An 18,204-nucleotide genomic window follows, 5' to 3' on the forward strand; every position below is an offset into this window, starting at 1 on the left:
CGCGGGGCGGGCGGGGTGGTGTGCGTCAGCCCTGGCGGCCCTTCATGCGGGGGTTCTGCTTGTTGATCACGAACGTGCGGCCGCGGCGGCGCACGACCTGCGCGCCGGGCTGCTCCTTGAGCGACTTGAGCGAGTTGCGGACCTTCATGGGTTCCTCCTGGCGGTGGCGGTGGTGGTGGTCGGGTCGACGAGTCCGCGCCGGACGGCGCGGACCAGGCGGCGGGGGACGCGGTGCGTCGTGCCGTCGACCGTGACGGGCACGAGGGCGACGGGCGTCGCCTTCCAGCTCGAGCGACGGTGACGGGTGTTGCTGCGCGACATCTTGCGCTTCGGGACGGCCATGATTCTCCTCGGTGATCGGGACGGACGGGGGGGAGGGGGTGGGGATCAGGCGGGCTGGCGGGTGGGCCCCAGCCACGGCTCGAAGCCGTCCTCACGGCTCTCCCAGATCGCGCCGCGCTCGGCGAGCTCGGCGTCGGTCAGCAGGCAGGCCGTGAACGTCGCGACGAGCTCGTCGCGGTCGTCGTCGATGCCGGTGACGAGCAGCCGCGTGTGGGGCTCGGTCGAGCCGTGCTGGCACGGGCCGACGCTGAGCTGGCCGCCGGCGCCGTCCCACTCGCACACCTGGTCGTGACGGGTCGGCAGCCAGAAGCAGCCGCGCGACCGTCGCGCCCCGCCCCCGAGGGCCTCGAGGTTGGCCATCAGCCGCTCGGGGTGGAACGGCCGGTCGGACGTCAGCTCGACGGTCCACGCCCCGCCCGACTCGACCAGGCCGACGGGTGCGGCGTGGCTCGGGTCGACCCACGCCTCGGCGTCCTCGTGCGGGCGCCTGCCGCCGACGATCGCGGCGGTGTCGAGCGCGAGGTGGTCGATGACGTCCCGGGCGTCCGGGCGCATCAGCATCTCGAGCAGGTGGCGATCGGTGCCGTCGACGTCCCCGACCACGACGACGGCGTCGGCGTACTCGACCTGCGCGGCCTGCACCTCGGCCACGCCGCGGGTGTCGTCGACCGACGTGTGCAGCCGACGCTCGCGCAGCAGGTCGTCGCCGAGCACGTCGTCGCGGGCGGTCGGGCCTGACACGACGGCCAGGACCGACGAGACGTGGAGCTTGGCCGACAGCACCTGGTCGTGCATCAGGATCGCGCACACCTGCTCGGCGCCCGACGCGACCGGCAGGTGGGCGATGATCGAGCCCCACCGTCCGTCGTCGGCCAGCCGCTCGAGGGTCGGCATGACGTCCTCGCGCAGTGCGCACCCGACGCAGGCGTGGTCGAGGTCGACGTGCACGTGCTCGACGACGCCGTCGACGTCGCTGACGAGCCGGGTCAGCCGCTGGGCCTGGACGTCGATCGTGTGCCGCACCGTCACGGCCCGCGGGGCGTCCCACTGCAGCGCCATCATGGCCGAGGCCATCGCGTCGGCGTCGAGGCCCGTCAGCAGCACCAGCGGGGTCGTCGTCATGCGCCCGTCCCGTAGCGACGGTTGAACTTCTCGACGCGACCCTCGGTGTCGAGCACCCGGCCCCGGCCCGTCCAGAAGGGGTGGCTGGCGGTCGACACGTCGACGTCGACGACGGGGTACGTCCTGCCGTCGACCTCGACGGTCTCGCCGCCCTCGACGAGACCGCCGGCCAGCGTCGACGACGAGACGAACACGAGGTCGCCCGACCTGTCCCGGAACGCGACGGGGGCGGAGGCGGGGTGGATGCCCTTCTTCACGAGCTGCTCCTGTGGGTAGACTTAATGATAATGATTGTCATTCTATACCAGCACGCAAGAGAGGACCACGACATGTCACGGGTTTGCCAGGTCACCGGGGCAGAGGTGGGGTTCGGGCGCCACGTCTCGCACTCGCACCGCCGCACCAACCGGCGCTTCGACGTCAACATCCAGAAGAAGAGGTACTGGGTGCCGAGCCTCGGCCGGCACGTCACGCTGCGGCTCAGCGCGCGCGGCATCAAGACCGTCGACGTCCGGGGCATCGACGCCGTCGTCGCCGACGTCCGCGCCCGGGGAGGGGTGCTCTGATGGCGTCCAAGGGCAGCGACGTCCGTCCGATCGTGAAGCTGCGATCGACCGCGGGCACGGGATTCACGTACGTGACCCGCAAGAACCGCCGCAACGACCCCGACCGGCTCGTGCTGCGCAAGTTCGATCCCGTCGTGCGGCGCCACGTCGACTTCAGGGAGGAGCGCTGATGGCCAAGCGCAGCAAGATCGTCGCTAACGACCGCCGCCGCGAGCTCGTCGAGCGGCTCGCCGCCCGCCGGGACGAGCTGCGGGCCGCGTCCAAGGACGTCCGCCGGCCGATCGGGGAGCGCACGGCGGCCGGACGGGCCCTCGCGGCGATGCCGCGCGACTCCTCGCCCGTCCGGGTGCGCAACCGCGACCAGGTCGACGGACGTCCGCGCGGTCACGTCGGCGTCGCGGGCCTGTCGCGCATCCGCTTCCGCGAGGCCGCGCACCGCGGCGAGCTGCCCGGCATCACCACGTCCAGCTGGTGACGCACGGCCCCTGGAGGTGGATCCGCAACCGTCTCGGCGTCGAGACCGTTGCGGATCCACCTCCGCGGCCACCGGGACGGAGGTGGGGGAGCGCGCCCGGCAGGACTCGAACCTGCGACCTAGAGATTAGAAGGCTCTTGCTCTATCCAGCTGAGCTACGGGCGCCCGTGGCACCAGCGTATCGGCGCGCGTCGGAGCGGTGGCGGGGCCGCCACGATCCCCTACGATGTGGCGGGTGACAGAAGCCACGGCCGCCCCGTTCCGGCCCGCGTCGACCCCGGCCCGCCAGCCGATCCGGCAGAAGGGGCGCACGGCGCTGATCGTCCTGTTCGCGCTCGTCGCGATCGCCGGTGTCGTCGGCGGTGTCGTGCTGTCGCTCAGCGCCGGCGACTCCGAGGGCGCGGGCCTGTCGATCTTCTACGCCATGATCCCGCTGCCGTTCCTGTGGTTCTGCTTCTGGTGGCTCGACCGGTACGAGCCCGAGCCGTTGCGCTACAAGCTCGCCGCCTTCGTCTGGGGAGGCGTCGTCGCGGTGGCGATCGCGCTGGCCCTCGAGGTGTGGGCGCAGAACGCCTTCGACCTCAGCGACAAGGCGGCGGCTTCCTTCGCCGCACCGCTGGCCGAGGAGCCGGCCAAGTGCCTGTTCCTGCTGCTGACGTTCGTGCGGTCGCGGCGGGTCATCGACGGCGTCCTCGACGGCCTGATCTACGCCGGCATCGTCGGCATCGGCTTCGCGTTCGTCGAGAACATCGGCTACTACGCCAGCAGCTACATCGGCTCGCCCGACATCGCCCTGGCCGGCTCCGAGGGCGCCACCACGACGTTCGTCGTCCGCGGCATCTTCAGCCCCTTCGCCCACCCGCTGTTCACCGCCGCCTTCGGCATCGCGATCGGGCTGGCGGTCGGCCGGCGCTCGAAGATCGTCCGCGTGCTGATCTGCACGGTCGGCCTGGCCCTCAGCATCGCGCTGCACGGGCTGTGGAACGGCTCGCTGAGCTACGGGCCGTCCAACGGCCTGGGCTTCGTCCTGGCGTACCTCGCGATGGCGGCGCTGCTCGTCGTCCTCGCGACGATCGCGATCATCGTGCGGGTGCGGCAGGTGCGGGTGCTCGAGCGCTCGCTGTCGTACGTGGCCGACCGCGGCTGGATCCACCCCGCCGAGATCCCCTACCTGTCGCGGTTCGGCTACCGCAAGGCCGCGCGACGCTACGCCCGTGGCAACCATGGCAAGCAGGCCGCCAAGGTCGTGACGCGCTACCAGCGTCTCGCGACCGAGATGGCCTTCCTGCACGACTCCCTCATGAGCGGCCACACCAGGCCCCAGGGCGTCGAGCGGACGTACGCGTTGCTCGACTCGATGTACGCCCTGCGGCCCGACCTGCGGCTGCCCCCGGCGCTGCACCGCTACGCACGTCACTCCTGACCCCCGCGTCACAGGTGCGGTGGACGCGGGGAGTCCCCAAGTCGACTAATCTGTGCGTACCACCCACCCGCTGAACCCCACCCGCTGAACCACCGCGTCGACGAGAGGAGCTCATCGTGCCTGGCGACCACGCTCCGGCCGAGCTCCTCGCGGCCATGAGCTCGCTCCTGCTGAGCGTCCGCGACGCCCCGCTCGACCTGCAGGCCGAGGGCGTCGAGCGTGCCCGTCGCACCCGGTCCGACGTCGTCGACCAGCTGTCCGACTACATCCTGCCGCGCCTCGTGCAGCTCGACGCACCGCTGCTCGCCGTGGTGGGCGGCTCGACCGGCGCCGGCAAGTCGACGCTGGTCAACTCGCTGGTGGGCGAGCGGGTCACCGAGTCGGGCGTCCTGCGCCCCACGACGCGCTCGCCCGTGCTGGTGCACCACCCCGACGACGCCGAGTGGTTCCAGCCCGACCGCATCCTGCCCGACCTGCCCCGCACGACCGAGCAGGGCAACGGCTCGTACGCCCTGCGGCTCGCCTCGACCGACCGCATCCCGCAGGGTCTGGCGATCCTCGACGCGCCCGACGTCGACTCGATCGACAAGGGCAACCGCGAGCTCGCCACACAGCTGCTCGCCGCGGCCGACCTCTGGCTGTTCGTGACGTCGGCGGCCCGCTACGCCGACCAGGTGCCGTGGGACTACCTGCGCCACGCGGCCGAGCGCAGCACGTCGGTGGCCGTCGTCCTCGACCGCACGAGCGACGACGCCCTGATCGAGGTGCGCGGCCACCTCGCCCGCATGATGACGTCGCGCGGCCTGTCCGACTCGCCCCTGTTCACGGTGCCCGAGTCGAACCTCGACACCGACGGACTGCTGCCGCGGGTGTCGGTGCTGCCCATGATCGACTGGCTGGCCGAGCTCGCGGCCGACCCCGTCGCCCGGCAGATGGTCGTGCACCGCACCCTCGACGGCGCGGTCCGCCACCTCGTCCTGCGCACGCACGACGTCGGCGACGCGATGGACGCGCAGATCGAGGTCGCCGAGACGCTCTTCGGCACCGCCGACGACGCCTACCGTGCGACGGTCGAGCGCGTCGCCCGTCAGACCTCCGACGGCACCCTGATGCGCGGCGACCTGCTCGCCACGTGGCAGGAGTTCGTCGGCACCGGCGAGCTGCTCTCGTCCGTCGAGGAGAAGGTCAGCCGCATCCGCGACCGCTTCGTGGGCGGCATGACCGGACGTCGCACCCGGTCCACCGAGGTCGTCGAGGCGATCGAGACCGGCGTCCGGATGCTGCTGACCGAGCAGTCCGAGGCGACCGCCGAGACGGTCTCGCGTGCCTGGAACGCCACGCCGGCCGGACGTCGCCTGCTCGACGCCGCCGACGGGTCCGGGCTCGACCGTGCGTCGCGCGACGTCCGCGTGCGGGCCGAGCGGCTGGTGCACGACTGGCGCCAGGGCGTCGTCGAGCTCGTGCGCGTCGAGGGTGCCGACAAGCGCATGACCGCCAAGTTCCTGGCCTTCGGCGTCAACGGCATCGCGGTCGCCGTGATGGTCGCGATGCTCGCGCGCGACGTCGACTCCCCGACGTCCGGGGGCGGCTCCGGCGCGGTGCTGGGCCGGCGCCTGCTCGACGCGATCTTCGGCGCACCGGTCGTCGACCGGCTGCTCGACGCGGCCCACGCCGACCTCGTCTCGCGGGCGACGACCCTGCTCGAGTCCGATCTGGCGCGCTACCACGCGCTGCTCGAGGCACCCGATAGTCTCAGGGGCCACCAGACCGCGCTGCGGGACGCGGCCCGTCAGGCCGAGTACTCACGGCACGCCGACTTCCTGGACGGAGGGACGACGTCATGACGACTCCGGTGCCGTCCGGCGCCCCGGTCTTCTCGGGCAGTGGCAGCGACGTGTCCCGCCGCCTGGACGGCCTGACGAACGCCGTCACCGCGGCACGCGGCCGGATCGACGACGAGATCCTCGCACCCGCCGAGATGCTGTCCGAGCGCGCCACCGAGCGGCTGACGCTGTCGGGCGAGCACACGATCGTCGCGCTCGCGGGCGCGACCGGGTCGGGCAAGTCGTCCCTGTTCAACTCGTTGACGGACCTCGAGCTCGCCGGCGTCGGCGTCCGCCGCCCCACGACGTCGTGGGCGCTGGCCTGCGCCTGGGGTCCCGACGGCGCCCAGGGGCTGCTCGAGTGGATGGGCATCCCCGCCCGTCACCAGGTCTCGCGCATGAGCATGCTCGACCGGTCGGCGGAGGACACCAAGCTCGACGGCCTCGTGCTGCTCGACCTGCCCGACCACGACTCGACCGAGGTGTCGCACCACGTCGAGATGGACCGGCTGGTCACCCACGCCGATCTGCTCGTGTGGGTGCTCGACCCCCAGAAGTACGCCGATGCCGCGATCCACGACCGCTACATCCGGCCCATGGCCTCGTACAGCGACGTGACGCTCGTCGTGCTGAACCAGATCGACCGCATCCCGTTCGAGCAGCGCGACCGTGCGCTGGCCGACGTCCGCCGCATCCTGGCCGACGAGGGACTGCCCGACGTGCCCGTGATCGGCGTGTCCGCGACCCGGGGTGACGGGGTCGACGACCTCAAGCGCGAGCTGGCGGCGCGCATCCGCGCCAAGTCGTCCGCGAAGGCGCGCCTGACGTCCGACATCGCCGCGGCCGCCGCCGTCATCGAGCAGGTCGGCGGATCGTCCGAGGCCCCCGGCATCTCCGAGGCGGCCCGCCGCACGCTCGACGACGCGCTGGTCGACAGCGCCGGCGTCCCGCAGATCGTCGAGGCGATCGAGTCGTCCACCCGGCGACGTGCCGCCCTGGCAACCGGCTGGCCCGTGCTGCGCTGGCTCGGGCGCGAGGGAGACGAGTCGTCCGACGAGCTCGCCCTCGGCGGTGTCCTGTCGCCGGCGTCGCTGGCCAGGTCGACCGCGCCCGAGGCGGCGCGGGTGCAGCGGGCCGGCGCCGAGCTGGCGGTCCGCGACCTCGCCGAGCAGGCCTCGGCGGGCCTCGAACGACCGTGGCGCGACGCCGTCCGCGACGCCGCGAACCCGCGCGACCGCGACGTCGTCGACGAGCTCGACGCGGCGGTCCGCGCCGCCAGCGTCGACGTCGGCCGTCCGGCCCCCTGGTGGCGGGTCGTGCAGGTCGTGCAGCTGGTCGCCGTGGCGGCGGCCGTCCTCTCGCTGGTGTGGCTCGTCGTCCAGGGCGTCGCGAGCCTGACGTCGATCGACCTGCCCGACCTCGGATCTGTCGGCCCCGTCCCGACCGCGGCGGTCGTCCTGGTCGTCGCGCTGCTGGGCGGACCCCTGCTCGCGTTCGTGTCGGGTGTCGCCGCTCGCGCCGGTGCGCGACGCAAGGCGCAGCGCGCCGACGAGGCGCTGCGGTCCGCGATCGGCTCGACCGCGTCCGAGCGGGTCGTCGCGCCCGTCGAGGGCGAGCTCGACCGGTACGGCACGTACCGCTCCGGCATCGCCGACGCGCTCTCCTGACCGCCGTGGGGCCGTCGCCGTGCCCTCGTTAGTCTTGACCGCATGGCTGAATACGTCCTCGCACTGCAGAACATCCGCAAGGCCCATGGCGACAAGGTGGTGCTCGACAACGTCACCCTGTCCTTCCTCCACGGTGCGAAGATCGGCGTCGTCGGACCCAACGGCATGGGCAAGTCGTCGCTGCTCAAGCTCATGGCCGGGCTCGACCACCCCAACAACGGCGACATCGTCCGCGACCCCGACGCGACCGTCGGCATGCTCCAGCAGGAGCCGCCGCTGAGCGAGGGCAAGACCGTCCTCGAGAACGTCGAGGAGGCCGTCGCCGAGATCAAGGGCAAGCTCGACCGCTACAACAAGATCAGCGAGGAGCTCGCCGAGCCCGACGCCGACTACGACACGCTGCTCGCCGAGATGGGCGACCTGCAGACCGATCTCGACACCCACAACGCGTGGGAGCTCGACTCGCGCCTCGACCAGGCGATGGACGCCCTGCGCTGCCCGCCGGCCGACGAGCTCGTCGACCACCTGTCGGGCGGTGAGCGCCGCCGCGTCGCGCTGTGCAAGCTGCTGCTGCAGCAGCCCGACCTGCTGCTGCTCGACGAGCCCACCAACCACCTGGACGCCGAGAGCGTGCAGTGGCTCGAGGGCCACCTGAAGAACTACCCCGGCGCGGTCCTGGCCGTGACCCACGACCGGTACTTCCTCGACAACGTCGCCGAGTGGATCGCCGAGGTCGACCGCGGCCAGATCCACGGCTACGAGGGCAACTACACGACGTACCTCGAGAGCAAGAAGGAACGCCTCAAGATCGAGGGCCAGAAGGACGCCAAGCGCGCCAAGATGCTCGAGCGCGAGCTCGACTGGGTGCGGTCGAACGCCAAGGGGCGCCAGACCAAGTCGAAGTCGCGTCTGGCCCGCTACGAGGAGCTCGCGGCCGAGGCCGAGAAGTCGCGCAAGGTCGACACCAGCGAGATCAACATCCCGGCCGGTCCGCGACTCGGTGACGTCGTGCTCGACGCGAAGGGCCTGACCAAGGGCTACGACGGGCGTCTGCTGTGGGACGACATCTCGTTCACGCTGCCGCGCGCCGGCATCGTCGGCGTCGTCGGACCCAACGGCGTCGGCAAGACGACGCTGTTCCGCATGATCACCGGCGAGGAGACCCCCGACGCGGGCGCGCTCGAGGTCGGCAAGACCGTCAAGATCAGCTACGCCGACCAGAGCCGCGGCGAGATCGCGGGCGACAAGAACGTGTGGGAGGTCGTCTCCGAGGGCCTCGACTTCATCAAGGTCGCCAACTTCGAGATGAACAGCCGCGCGTACGTCGCGTCGTTCGGCTTCAAGGGCCCCGACCAGCAGAAGAAGGCCGGCGTGCTGTCGGGTGGTGAGCGCAACCGTCTGAACCTGGCGCTGACGCTCAAGCAGGGCGGAAACCTGCTGCTGCTCGACGAGCCGACCAACGACCTGGACGTCGAGACGCTGTCGTCGCTCGAGGACGCACTGCTCGACTTCCCCGGCTGCGCCGTGGTCACGTCGCACGACCGCTGGTTCCTCGACCGCATCGCGACGCACATCCTGGCGTGGGAGGGCACCGACGAGAACCCCGCCGGCTGGTTCTGGTTCGAAGGCAACTTCCAGTCGTACGAGGACAACAAGATCGAGCGCCTGGGCGCCGACGCGGCCCGTCCGCACCGCGTCACGCACCGTCGCCTGACCCGCGACTGAGCCCCGACGGCCCCAGCGCAGATTTGCGGAGAAGCGGACCCTTTCGGACACCCGAAAGCGTCCGCTTCTCCGCATTTCTGGGCCGGGTGGGTGCATCAGGCTGCTTGGCGGATGGCCTGGCGAACGCGGCTGACGACGGTGCCGGGCCTGCGCATGTCCTCCACCGTGATGACGATGACGCGCCAGCCCGCCGCCTCGAGGGCCTCGCGACGCAGGTGGTCGCGCTGACGCTGCTGGGCGTCGCGCTCGTGCTGCCAGCCGTCGTACTCGACCAAGATCCTCCACTGCCGGTAGACCAGATCGCCGCGCGCGAGCCACGTGCCGTGGTCGTCCAGGATGTCGACGTTGACCTCCGGCTCCGGCAACCCCGCTGCGTGAAGGTCCCAGCGCACGTAGCTCTCGTAGACCGACGCCACCCGTTCGCGGACGATCGGCGCGACGCGACGGGCCTTGCGCACGCCGTCGAGGTGTGAGGCGATGGCGTACGAGCGCAGGTCGAGGACGTCGACGTGCTCGTGGAAGACCAGCCAGTCGCCGACCGCGAGCAGGTCGCGCATCGACAGCACAGTCGCCGCGTCGACGAACGTCCGCAGCGGTCCCAGTGCCGGCACGCCGTCGACCAGCACGGTGTTCAGGCGGACGCGACGGCGGTGCAGCACGACTCCCTCGATGTCGTGCTCGGGACGCCCTTGGCCGGAGAAGTGCAGTTCGTCGTGACGTCCGATGGTGAGCCCTCCCAGGGCCAGCGCGGTCGTGTGGCTGGCCGCCGTGCCCGGAGGTAGTACGAGGAGTGCGGCCTGCACCTGCAGTCGGAGCGTCGGAGGCGTGTCGCTGCAGCGGTAGACGCCGCGCCGGACGCGGACGAATCGATCGCCGGACAGCATGCGGCGGGTCAGGCCGAGCTGTTCGGCCTCGGCAAGCGTGAACGGACGGCCCGAGAGCTGGGCGGGTATGGGTCGCATGGACCCACGCTGGCGGCGCGCCGCGTGCTCGGCAGCCCTCGACGTCCCACGTGTGGACGACCGGTACGCCGCACTCAACGGTGGACGACGGAAGTGCGGAGGACCGCACCTCTCAGTGGTCCCGAGAGCGTCCGCTTCTCCGCAGATCTGGGCCGGGTGCGGGGTGGGGTGGCGTCAGTCGGTCAGAAGTTGCGGCCGTGCAGGGTCTGCATGACCCGCTCCATGATGGTGCCCAGGGCCTTCAGCTCGTCGGGCTCGGCATTGGCGATGAGGTAGGTGTGGACGCCCGTGACGTGGGTGTGCGCGGCCTGCTCGAGCACGCCGAAGCCGTGATCGGTCAGGACGGCCGACACGCCGCGTCCGTCGTCGGAGCACTGGCCGCGCAGGACGATCCCCTCGCGCTCGAGGCGCGCGATCGTGTGCGTCACCCGGCTGCGGGAGTGCGAGACGGCGTCGGCGAGCTCGGCCATGCGGATGGCCCGGCCGGGGGCCTCCGAGAGCCGGACGAGGATCTCGTACTCGGGCATCGAGATGCCGTGCTGCGTGCGCAGGTCGCGGTCGAGCCGGTCCATCAGGACCGTGGTGCCGCCCAGGAACATGCGCCAGATGCGCTGCTGCTCGGCGTCGAGCCACGGGGTGTCGGTGCCTGTCTCCATGTGATCCATCCTACGTCGGGAAGGTGCTGGTTGAATCTTGAATTGCGTGCTACATTCAATGTCGTTGAACAGTCAACTACAGTCTTCCAAGGAGCACCACATGACCAGCACCGCAGTGACCACCGGCACCTGGGCGCTCGACCCCAGCCACACGGAGATCGGCTTCACGGTCCGTCACCTCGTCAGCAAGGTCCGCGGCAAGTTCGAGACCTTCGAGGGCACCATCACGAGCGCCGACGACGTCACCGCCTCGACGGTCAACGTCTCGGTCGACCTCGCCTCGGTCAACACCGGCACCGCCGACCGCGACGCGCACCTGCGCTCGGGTGACTTCTTCAACGCCGAGGAGAACCCGAAGATGACGTTCGTCTCCACCGGCATCGTCGAGAAGAGCGAGGGCGAGTTCGTCGTCACCGGCGACCTGACGATCAAGGGCACGACCAAGTCGGTCGACCTGGCCACCGAGTTCCTCGGCGAGGGTGGCGACCCGTGGGGCGGCACGCGCGTCGGCCTCGAGGCCACGACGACGATCAGCCGCAAGGACTTCGGCATCGACTTCAACATCCCGGTCGACGGCGCCGACAAGCTCATGATCGGCGACAAGATCACGATCAACATCGTCGCCGAGGCCGTGCTCCAGGCCTGACGACCCCCGCCGTCGCGTGGCGTCGCCGGCGGCTCACGGGCGCCCGGTCCATCCCCCCGAGACCGGGCGCCCCTGTGCCGCCGGCGTCAGCGCGCGACGACCATGCGGACCGCGAGGTCGGCGTGGAGGGCCGCGAGGTCCTCGCCCGTGCGCGATCCGCCGGGCTCGAACCACCGCACGAGATCGACCCCCAGCGACAGCAGCGAGAACGCCGTGCCGGGGATGTCGACGACATCCAGGACGCCCTGGCCGACCCCGTCGGCCAGGGCGTCCTGCATCGTCCGCTCGATGTCGCGCCGGATCGCGCCGACCTCGGCGCGGTGCTCGGGCGTCAGGGCGTGGTACTCCCACTGGACGATCCGACCGACCCGGCTGTGGTCGGCGTGCCACAGGCTGAACTGGTAGACCATCGTGCGGATGCGCTCGACGGGCTCGGTGCTGGCCTGCGCCGCCCGGCCGATGATGTCGAGGGCGCTCAGGTGTCCCTGCAGGCTCACGGTGTAGAGCAGGCTCTCCTTGGAGTCGTGGTGGACGTAGACCGCGGCGGGGCTCATGCCCGCGCGCGACGCGATGTCGCGCGTCGTCGTCGCGGCGAAGCCCTTCTCGGCGAACGCCTCGACGGCGGCGTTGATGAGCCGTTCGCGGGCCGTGATCGTCGTCATGTCGCTCCTTCGTCGGTTGACAGCATGACGGACTGCTTGCATGCTAAGCAAGCGCTTAGTGCGTGAGGCATCTGACGGACGTTCGAGCACGAGGTGGCATGACATGAAGCGGATGATCTTCGACGAGGACCACGACGCGTTCCGCGACTCGTGCGCCGCCTTCCTGGCCAAGCACGTCACCCCGAACCTCGAGACGTACCTCGACGACAAGGCGCTGCCGCGCGAGTTCTGGCGCGCTGCGGGCGACGAGGGCTACCTCGGTCTCGAGATCCCCGAGGAGTTCGGCGGCTCCGAGGCCGGCGACTTCCGCTTCAACGCCGTCTGGGCCGAGGAGCTCAGCAAGCTCAACGCGGCCCTCGCCTCGTGCGTCGGCATCCACTCCGACATCGCGGTGCCCTACATCGTCGACCTCGGCACGCAGGAGCAGAAGGAGCGCTGGCTCCCGCGCTGCGCGACCGGCGAGATCGTCACCGCGATCGGCATGACCGAGCCCAGCGGCGGCTCCGACCTCGCAGCGCTCAAGACCACCGCGGTGCGCGACGGCGACGGCTGGGTCATCAACGGGTCCAAGACGTTCATCACCAACGGCTTCTCGGCCGACCTGGTCCTGACGGCGGTGCGCACGTCGCCCGAGAAGGGCGCGAAGGGCATCACGATGTTCGCGCTCGAGGCGACCGACCCCGGCTTCAGCCGCGGCCGCAAGCTCGACAAGGTCGGCCAGGCCGAGGCCGACACCGCCGAGCTGTTCTTCGAGGACGTCCGCGTCGGCGACGACCGCATCATCGGCGAGGTCGACCGCGGCTTCATCTACATGATGGAACGGCTCCCGCAGGAGCGACTCTCGTGCGCCGTGTCGAACGTCGCGCACGCCAAGCAGATCCTGGCCGAGACCGTCCAGTACGCGCACGACCGTCAGGCGTTCAAGCAGTCGATCGGCAGCCTGCAGCACAACAAGTTCCTGCTCGCCGAGCTCGTGACCAAGATCGAGGTCGCCGAGGCGTACGTCGACCAGGCCGTGCTCGCCCACACGTCCGGCGAGGCGACCGCGACCGATGCGGCCAAGGCCAAGTGGTGGTCGTCGGAGATCCAGAACGACGTCCTCGACCACTGCGTGCAGCTGCACGGCGGCTACGGCTTCATGAACGAGTACCGCGTCGCCCGCGCATGGCGCGACGCCCGCGTCAGCAAGATCTGGGCCGGCTCCAACGAGATCATGAAAGAGCTCATCGGCCGCGACCTCGGCTTCTGACCCGACGGTCGGCACCGCCCCTAGACATCGACACGACCCCACCCGAAAGGCACGTCCATGCCCGAAGCAGTCATCGTCTCCACAGCCCGCTCGCCGATCGGCCGCGCCGTCAAGGGATCGCTCAAGGACATGCGTCCTGACGACCTGTCGGTGCAGATGCTCCAGGCCGCCCTCGCGAAGGTCCCGGGCCTCGACCCGCGCGACATCACCGACCTGCACCTGGGCGTCGGCCAGCCCGCCGGCGAGGCCGGTCACAACCTGGCCCGCGTCGTCGCGGTGCTCGCCGGCATGGACCACCTGCCGGGCGTCACGGTGAACCGCTACTGCTCGTCGTCGCTGCAGACCACGCGCATGGCGTTCCACGCGATCAAGGCCGGCGAGGGAGACGTCTACATCTCGGCCGGCGTCGAGACCGTCAGCCGGTTCGCGAACGGCTTCGCCGACCTGCCCGGCTCGGAGAACCCGCTGTTCGCCGACGCCGTCGCCCGCACCGCGAAGCGCGCCGAGGGCGGCGCCGACACGTGGACCGATCCGCGTGAGTCGGGCCAGCTGCCCGACCAGTACATCGCGATGGGCCAGACGGCCGAGAACGTCGCGCAGCACCTCGGCATGAGCCGCCAGGAGCAGGACGAGTTCGCCGTCCGCAGCCAGAACCTGGCCGAGAAGGGCATCGCCGACGGCTTCTGGGCCAAGGACATCACGCCCGTCACGCTGCCCGACGGCACGGTCGTCAGCACCGACGACGGACCGCGCGCCGGCACGACGCTCGAGGGCATCAGCGGCCTCAAGCCCGTGTTCCGTCCCGATGGCACCGTGACCGCGGGCAACGCGTGCCCGCTCAACGACGGCGCCGCGACGGTCGTCGTCATGAGCGACACCAAGGCCAAGGAGCTGGGCCTGACGCCGCTGGCCCGCATCGTGTCGACGGCCGTCACGGGCCTGTCGCCCGAGGTCATGGGCCTCGGCCCCGTCGAGGCCATCCCGGCCGCGCTGCGCAACGCCGGCATGGGCCTGGACGACATCGACCTGTTCGAGATCAACGAGGCCTTCGCCGTGCAGGCATGGGGCTCGGCCAAGGTGCTCGGCATCCCGCTCGACAAGCTCAACGTCAACGGTGGTGCGATCGCCGTGGGCCACCCCTTCGGCATGACCGGCGCGCGCATCACGAGCACGCTGATCAACTCGCTGCAGCACCACGACCAGCAGTTCGGCGTCGAGTCGATGTGCGTCGGCGGCGGCATGGGCATGGCCATGGTCCTCGAGCGGCTCTCCTGATGACGGCCGGCATGCTCCCCTCGGAGGACACGGGACGGTTCACCGGCAAGGTCGCGGTCGTCACGGGCGCGAGCCGGGGCATCGGCCTGGCGATCGCCGAGCGCATCGTCGCCGACGGCGGACGCGTCTGCATCACGGCCCGCAAGGCCGACGCGCTGGCCGAGGCCGTCGAGTCCCTGGGCGGCTCCGAGCACGCGATGTTCGTCGCGGGTGCCGCCGACGACGCGGCGCACCAGGACGAGGTCGTGTCCGCCACGACCGAGGCGTTCGGGCCGATCGACTTCCTCGTCAACAACACCGGCATCAACCCCGCGTACGGGCGCATGATCGACGTCGACCTCGAGGCCGCCAACAAGATCTTCCAGGTCAACGTCGTCGCCGCGATCGCGTGGGCGCAGAAGGTGTACCGGTCGTCGATGGCCGAGCGCGGGGGAGCGATCGTCAACGTCGCGTCCGTCGCGGGCCAGCGCCCGGCGCCCGGCATCGGCGTCTACGGTGCGTCGAAGGCCGCGCTGATCCACGTCACGGAGGAGCTGGCGGTCGAGCTGGGCCCCGACATCCGCGTCAACGCCGTGGCCCCCGCCGTGGTCAAGACCAACTTCGCGAAGGCCCTGTACGAGGGTCGCGAGGACGAGGTCGCGGCGCCGTACCCGCTCAAGCGGCTCGGCGTGCCGTCCGACATCGGGTCGGTCGTGGCGTTCCTGTTGTCGGACGACTCGGCCTGGATGACCGGCCAGACGCTGACGATCGACGGCGGCGTCCTGCTCACCGGCGGCGTCTGACGCCGACGAGTCGCGCACGCCCGCCGACGAGTCACGGAGGCCCGGCGACGAGTCACTCAGGTGACTCGTCNCGACTCGCGAGCGGGCGTGCGTGACTCGCGAGCGGTGGGGGTCAGCTGACGCTGACGGCCGACCACGCGGCCTTGACGGCGGCGACCTCGGTGCTGCTCGCGCCGTAGAGGTCCGTCGCGGCCTGGACGGTGTCGAGCCTGGCCCTGGCGTACGTCTCGGTGCTCGTCATGTAGTGGTCGAGGGCGTTGAACCAGATCTTCGCGGCCTTGTCGCGGCCGATGCCCGCCACGGTCGAGCCGTTGCACGTCGGGCTGCTGCCGTAGGCGCTCTGCCCGCTGCCGTTGGCGAGCAGGAAGAAGAAGTGGTTGCCGACGCCCGACGAGTAGTGCGGGTCGGAGCCGGGGACGGCCGAGCTCCAGCACCGGTAGGACGCGCCGTCCTTGCTGGGGTCGTCCATGTAGCGCAGCGGCGTGCCGTTGCCGTTGATGTCGATCTTCTCGCCGATCAGGAAGTCCGGCGTGTCGGCCGCGCTGTTGGCGTAGAACTCGACCATCGTGCCGAAGATGTCGCTCGTGGCCTCGTTCAGGCCGCCCGCGTCACCGCTGTAGTCCAGGCCCGCCGTGTTCTCGGTGACGCCGTGGGTCATCTCGTGGCCCGCGACGTCGATCGCGACGAGCGGCGCGCGGTTGCCGGAGCCGTCGCCGTACGTCATCTGCGAGCCGTCCCAGAACGCATTGACGTAGTTGCTGCCGTAGTGGACGCGCGAGGGCACGCCGGTGCCGTTGCCGAAGATCCCGTTGCGGCCCTGCACGTTCTTGAAGTAGTCGAACGTCGTCGAGGCGCCGTAGTGCGCGTCGACGGCCGCCGACGCCCGGTCGGTGTAGGAGCCGTTGCCCCACGCGTTGTCGGCGTCCGTGAACGTCGTGCAGGTGCCGGACGTGCGGTTCTTGAGGTCGCAGGTGCGTCCGCTGCCGCGAGTGGCGTCCACCATCGAGTAGCCCGACGAGCCCGTGCTGGTGCTGAGTGGCACGGTGCCGATGAAGATGCCGCGGCCCGTGCCCGACGCCGTGGCGGTGGGGGCGGCCGACGGCGCGGTCGACGCGGCCCCCGAGGTCGCGCCGACCGTGATCGGCGTCAGGATCGTCTCGTCGCTCGACCGGACCGAACCGGTCGACGCGTCGGTGACGACGATGCGGCGGCTCGGCGTCTGGCCGTCGGCCTGGACGCCCGTCACGACCGTGCGGTAGGCGAGGGCCGGGGCCCCGGTGCGGGCGTCGACGACGAGCTGCGCCGACGCTGCGTCGGCGGACGCGGCGGGCGAGGCCGACTCGGCGGTGCGCTGCGCGGCCCCCTTGGCGACGGTCGGGGTCGTCGCGACCTTGACCGTCCGGGCCTGCGCGACGGACGTTCCGGTGACGCGCTCGGCGGACGTCAGGTGGACGACGAGGTCGCCGCCCAGGACGGGCAGGCCCTTGTACGTCCGCGAGAACCGGACGTGCGAGGCGCCGTCGTCCGACGTCGAGGCGCGGGTGACGGCGAACGAGTCGGCGGAGGTGCCGCGGACCTTCGCGGGGTTCTCCTGGATGTAGTCCGTGGCCGCGGTGACGGCGTCGGACGTGGGACTCGTGGCGGCGGTGCCGGATGACGGCGCCGCGACGCCGAGCCCGGCGGCCAGCAGGGTGGTGCCTGCGACGGCAATGACCTTCTTCATGCGTGGTCCTCTCGGTGGGGCAGTAGGCAGGACGCTAGTGATCCCGGCGCGTCCCGTTCATGCCAATCGGGCATGCCCCGGAGGGGGCCACGAGGCCGTGGGGGCCCCGGGCCGTGGCCGCGGCCCGGCGGGCAGGGCCCCGTGGACGTCCTTCCAGGCCCTGTAGACGGGCTGCTTGTCGAGCGTCTCGGCCAGGGTGTCGGCCGTGAACCGCGCGAGCTTGTCGAGGTGCTCGACGAAGGGGTTGTCGCGGTCGACGAGCAGCAGCCGTCGGGTGCGCATGGGGGTGCCGACCAAGGGCTTGAGCACCATGCCGGAGTCGCGGTTGGTGGGCGTGCTGAGCGCGATCGCCTCGCCGGCGCGGATGAGCTCGATCGCATGGCCGTCGCTCAGGTAGTGGCTGATGACAGGGGTGAAGCCGGCCTCGAAGCAGATGCGGGTCATGCAGTCGGCCTCGCGGTCGACGTCGAGCGGTGACATCAGCCACTTCTCGTCGCGCAGCTGCGACAGCTCGAGCTCGGGCCGGTCGGCGAGCGGGTGGTCGGCGGCGAGCAGGACGAAGGCCGGCTCGCAGCCCACGGGCCGCACCCGCAGGCGCGGGTCGAGCGCGAGCTCGTGGCCCACGAACTCGTGGACCACCGCGAAGTCGAGGCGGTGCGAGCTGAGCAGGTCGAGCAGGCCGTCGATGCGGGTCTCGCTCTCGGTGACGATCTCGGTGCTCGGAACGACCGAGCGTAGCCCGCGGATGAGCCCCACGAGGGCATTGCCGAACTTGACGCCGATCCGCACCTGCGCCGGCACGAGGTGGGCCGCGCCACCGACCGAGTCGCCCTGCAGCGAGTCGATGACCGACAGGACGGCGTGGGCCCGGCCGACCACGAGGCGGCCGAGCGGGGTCAGCTCGGCACCCGCCCGCGACCTCTCGAACAGGGGGCCGCCGAGGTGCTCCTCGACGCGCCGCAGCTGACGGGTGAGGGCGGGCTGGGTCGTGCCGAGCGCGGTGGCCGCCCGGGTGATGCTGCCCTCGTCCGCCACGGCCTTGACCATCCGCAGGTGCCTGGTGTCGATCTCCATGTGTAACCCCCGGTTGCATCGTACGACCGGGA

The 18,204-nt window shown here is 71.1% G+C and carries 20 protein-coding genes and 1 tRNA gene; 11 read left to right on the forward strand and 10 right to left on the reverse strand.

The features are described 5' to 3' along the window. Window positions 1–25: 25 nt before the first annotated feature. The 4 genes from ykgO to ASD10_RS16405 are packed head-to-tail and all read right to left on the reverse strand — an operon-like array spanning window position 26 to window position 1,721. The gene (gene ykgO / locus ASD10_RS16390) at window positions 26–148 is read right to left on the reverse strand and encodes a type B 50S ribosomal protein L36 (protein WP_056611397.1); all 123 of its coding nucleotides are present in this window, start codon (window positions 146–148) and stop codon (window positions 26–28) included. Continuing rightward, complete coding sequence (gene rpmF / locus ASD10_RS16395; protein WP_056611400.1) at window positions 145–342, reverse strand: 50S ribosomal protein L32; 198 nt, start codon at window positions 340–342, stop codon at window positions 145–147. The genes ykgO and rpmF overlap by 4 nt, the downstream gene beginning before the upstream one ends. A gap of 45 nt (window positions 343–387) precedes the next feature. Further along, complete coding sequence (locus ASD10_RS16400) at window positions 388–1,464, reverse strand: GTP-binding protein (RefSeq protein WP_056611403.1); 1,077 nt, start codon at window positions 1,462–1,464, stop codon at window positions 388–390. Beyond that, window positions 1,461–1,721 (reverse strand): type B 50S ribosomal protein L31, encoded by a 261-nt coding sequence (locus tag ASD10_RS16405; RefSeq protein ID WP_056611406.1) that lies wholly within the window; start codon window positions 1,719–1,721, stop codon window positions 1,461–1,463. Before ASD10_RS16405 ends, ASD10_RS16400 begins: the two co-directional genes overlap by 4 nt. A gap of 72 nt (window positions 1,722–1,793) precedes the next feature. Between ASD10_RS16405 and rpmB the strand changes: the two genes are divergently transcribed. The 3 genes from rpmB to rpsN are packed head-to-tail and all read left to right on the forward strand — an operon-like array spanning window position 1,794 to window position 2,505. Further along, complete coding sequence (gene rpmB, locus ASD10_RS16410) at window positions 1,794–2,030, forward strand: 50S ribosomal protein L28 (protein WP_056611409.1); 237 nt, start codon at window positions 1,794–1,796, stop codon at window positions 2,028–2,030. Then, window positions 2,030–2,200 carry a 50S ribosomal protein L33 gene (gene rpmG / locus ASD10_RS16415; RefSeq protein ID WP_056611411.1) on the forward strand — a complete coding sequence of 57 codons (171 nt, stop codon included), beginning with the start codon at window positions 2,030–2,032 and terminating at the stop codon, window positions 2,198–2,200. The genes rpmB and rpmG overlap by 1 nt, the downstream gene beginning before the upstream one ends. Then, the gene (rpsN, locus tag ASD10_RS16420) at window positions 2,200–2,505 is read left to right on the forward strand and encodes a 30S ribosomal protein S14 (RefSeq protein WP_056611414.1); all 306 of its coding nucleotides are present in this window, start codon (window positions 2,200–2,202) and stop codon (window positions 2,503–2,505) included. Before rpmG ends, rpsN begins: the two co-directional genes overlap by 1 nt. 91 nt (window positions 2,506–2,596) lie before the next feature. Here the strand turns inward: rpsN and ASD10_RS16425 are convergent. Further along, window positions 2,597–2,670: transfer RNA gene (locus ASD10_RS16425), tRNA-Arg, on the reverse strand. A 70-nt stretch (window positions 2,671–2,740) separates the two neighbouring features. Between ASD10_RS16425 and ASD10_RS16430 the strand changes: the two genes are divergently transcribed. The 4 genes from ASD10_RS16430 to ettA all read left to right on the forward strand — a co-directional run bounded on the left by ASD10_RS16430 (window position 2,741) and on the right by ettA (window position 9,143). Further along, window positions 2,741–3,928 carry a PrsW family intramembrane metalloprotease gene (locus tag ASD10_RS16430; protein WP_162248872.1) on the forward strand — a complete coding sequence of 396 codons (1,188 nt, stop codon included), beginning with the start codon at window positions 2,741–2,743 and terminating at the stop codon, window positions 3,926–3,928. Between the two features lie 116 nt (window positions 3,929–4,044). Next, window positions 4,045–5,772, forward strand: coding sequence for a dynamin family protein (locus ASD10_RS16435; protein WP_157432703.1), 1,728 nt, complete (start codon window positions 4,045–4,047; stop codon window positions 5,770–5,772). Further along, the gene (locus tag ASD10_RS16440) at window positions 5,769–7,418 is read left to right on the forward strand and encodes a GTPase family protein (protein ID WP_056611420.1); all 1,650 of its coding nucleotides are present in this window, start codon (window positions 5,769–5,771) and stop codon (window positions 7,416–7,418) included. Before ASD10_RS16435 ends, ASD10_RS16440 begins: the two co-directional genes overlap by 4 nt. A 42-nt stretch (window positions 7,419–7,460) precedes the next feature. Further along, a complete protein-coding gene (gene ettA, locus ASD10_RS16445; RefSeq protein WP_056611425.1) occupies window positions 7,461–9,143 on the forward strand; it encodes an energy-dependent translational throttle protein EttA in 1,683 nt (560 codons plus the stop codon). Window positions 9,144–9,238: 95 nt separating this feature from the next. On the opposite strand, the gene ASD10_RS16450 is transcribed toward ettA, so the two are convergent. Next, window positions 9,239–10,105, reverse strand: coding sequence for a DUF559 domain-containing protein (locus ASD10_RS16450; protein ID WP_056611428.1), 867 nt, complete (start codon window positions 10,103–10,105; stop codon window positions 9,239–9,241). Window positions 10,106–10,287: 182 nt separating this feature from the next. Next, a complete protein-coding gene (locus ASD10_RS16455) occupies window positions 10,288–10,761 on the reverse strand; it encodes a MarR family winged helix-turn-helix transcriptional regulator (RefSeq protein ID WP_056611431.1) in 474 nt (157 codons plus the stop codon). A gap of 100 nt (window positions 10,762–10,861) precedes the next feature. Between ASD10_RS16455 and ASD10_RS16460 the strand changes: the two genes are divergently transcribed. Continuing rightward, a complete protein-coding gene (locus tag ASD10_RS16460) occupies window positions 10,862–11,407 on the forward strand; it encodes a YceI family protein (RefSeq protein WP_056611434.1) in 546 nt (181 codons plus the stop codon). A gap of 86 nt (window positions 11,408–11,493) precedes the next feature. On the opposite strand, the gene ASD10_RS16465 is transcribed toward ASD10_RS16460, so the two are convergent. Then, the gene (locus ASD10_RS16465; RefSeq protein WP_056611437.1) at window positions 11,494–12,069 is read right to left on the reverse strand and encodes a TetR/AcrR family transcriptional regulator; all 576 of its coding nucleotides are present in this window, start codon (window positions 12,067–12,069) and stop codon (window positions 11,494–11,496) included. A gap of 103 nt (window positions 12,070–12,172) precedes the next feature. On the opposite strand from ASD10_RS16465, the gene ASD10_RS16470 reads away from it, so the two are divergent. Genes ASD10_RS16470 through ASD10_RS16480 form a run of 3 tightly spaced genes read left to right on the forward strand, consistent with a single transcriptional unit; the run spans window position 12,173 to window position 15,375 of the window. Then, window positions 12,173–13,318: an acyl-CoA dehydrogenase family protein gene (locus tag ASD10_RS16470; protein WP_056611439.1), complete on the forward strand. Its 1,146-nt coding sequence runs from the start codon at window positions 12,173–12,175 to the stop codon at window positions 13,316–13,318. A gap of 57 nt (window positions 13,319–13,375) precedes the next feature. Beyond that, a complete protein-coding gene (locus tag ASD10_RS16475; protein ID WP_056611442.1) occupies window positions 13,376–14,593 on the forward strand; it encodes an acetyl-CoA C-acetyltransferase in 1,218 nt (405 codons plus the stop codon). Between the two features lie 11 nt (window positions 14,594–14,604). Further along, complete coding sequence (locus ASD10_RS16480) at window positions 14,605–15,375, forward strand: SDR family oxidoreductase (protein WP_056611818.1); 771 nt, start codon at window positions 14,605–14,607, stop codon at window positions 15,373–15,375. 112 nt (window positions 15,376–15,487) lie between these two features. On the opposite strand, the gene ASD10_RS16485 is transcribed toward ASD10_RS16480, so the two are convergent. Next, window positions 15,488–17,098, reverse strand: coding sequence for a M4 family metallopeptidase (locus ASD10_RS16485; protein ID WP_056611445.1), 1,611 nt, complete (start codon window positions 17,096–17,098; stop codon window positions 15,488–15,490). Window positions 17,099–17,155: 57 nt separating this feature from the next. Further along, window positions 17,156–18,172 carry a LysR family transcriptional regulator gene (locus tag ASD10_RS16490; protein ID WP_056611448.1) on the reverse strand — a complete coding sequence of 339 codons (1,017 nt, stop codon included), beginning with the start codon at window positions 18,170–18,172 and terminating at the stop codon, window positions 17,156–17,158. Window positions 18,173–18,204 lie beyond the last annotated feature (32 nt).

Source organism: Aeromicrobium sp. Root472D3 (genome assembly GCF_001426485.1).
Taxonomy (GTDB): domain Bacteria; phylum Actinomycetota; class Actinomycetes; order Propionibacteriales; family Nocardioidaceae; genus Aeromicrobium.

Bases quoted from the DNA above. Each gene is read 5' to 3' on its own strand.
- ASD10_RS16455 (WP_056611431.1), bottom strand. From the start codon at position 10,761: ATGGAGACAGGCACCGACACCCCGTGGCTCGACGCCGAGCAGCAGCGC.
- ASD10_RS16470 (WP_056611439.1), top strand. From the start codon at position 12,173: ATGAAGCGGATGATCTTCGACGAGGACCACGACGCGTTCCGCGACTCG.
- ASD10_RS16465 (WP_056611437.1), bottom strand. From the start codon at position 12,069: ATGACGACGATCACGGCCCGCGAACGGCTCATCAACGCCGCCGTCGAG.
- ASD10_RS16460 (WP_056611434.1), top strand. From the start codon at position 10,862: ATGACCAGCACCGCAGTGACCACCGGCACCTGGGCGCTCGACCCCAGC.
- rpmG (WP_056611411.1), top strand. From the start codon at position 2,030: ATGGCGTCCAAGGGCAGCGACGTCCGTCCGATCGTGAAGCTGCGATCG.
- ASD10_RS16480 (WP_056611818.1), top strand. From the start codon at position 14,605: ATGCTCCCCTCGGAGGACACGGGACGGTTCACCGGCAAGGTCGCGGTC.
- ASD10_RS16440 (WP_056611420.1), top strand. From the start codon at position 5,769: ATGACGACTCCGGTGCCGTCCGGCGCCCCGGTCTTCTCGGGCAGTGGC.
- ASD10_RS16485 (WP_056611445.1), bottom strand. From the start codon at position 17,098: ATGAAGAAGGTCATTGCCGTCGCAGGCACCACCCTGCTGGCCGCCGGG.
- ettA (WP_056611425.1), top strand. From the start codon at position 7,461: ATGGCTGAATACGTCCTCGCACTGCAGAACATCCGCAAGGCCCATGGC.
- rpsN (WP_056611414.1), top strand. From the start codon at position 2,200: ATGGCCAAGCGCAGCAAGATCGTCGCTAACGACCGCCGCCGCGAGCTC.
- ASD10_RS16450 (WP_056611428.1), bottom strand. From the start codon at position 10,105: ATGCGACCCATACCCGCCCAGCTCTCGGGCCGTCCGTTCACGCTTGCC.
- rpmB (WP_056611409.1), top strand. From the start codon at position 1,794: ATGTCACGGGTTTGCCAGGTCACCGGGGCAGAGGTGGGGTTCGGGCGC.
- rpmF (WP_056611400.1), bottom strand. From the start codon at position 342: ATGGCCGTCCCGAAGCGCAAGATGTCGCGCAGCAACACCCGTCACCGT.
- ASD10_RS16475 (WP_056611442.1), top strand. From the start codon at position 13,376: ATGCCCGAAGCAGTCATCGTCTCCACAGCCCGCTCGCCGATCGGCCGC.
- ASD10_RS16400 (WP_056611403.1), bottom strand. From the start codon at position 1,464: ATGACGACGACCCCGCTGGTGCTGCTGACGGGCCTCGACGCCGACGCG.
- ykgO (WP_056611397.1), bottom strand. From the start codon at position 148: ATGAAGGTCCGCAACTCGCTCAAGTCGCTCAAGGAGCAGCCCGGCGCG.
- ASD10_RS16490 (WP_056611448.1), bottom strand. From the start codon at position 18,172: ATGGAGATCGACACCAGGCACCTGCGGATGGTCAAGGCCGTGGCGGAC.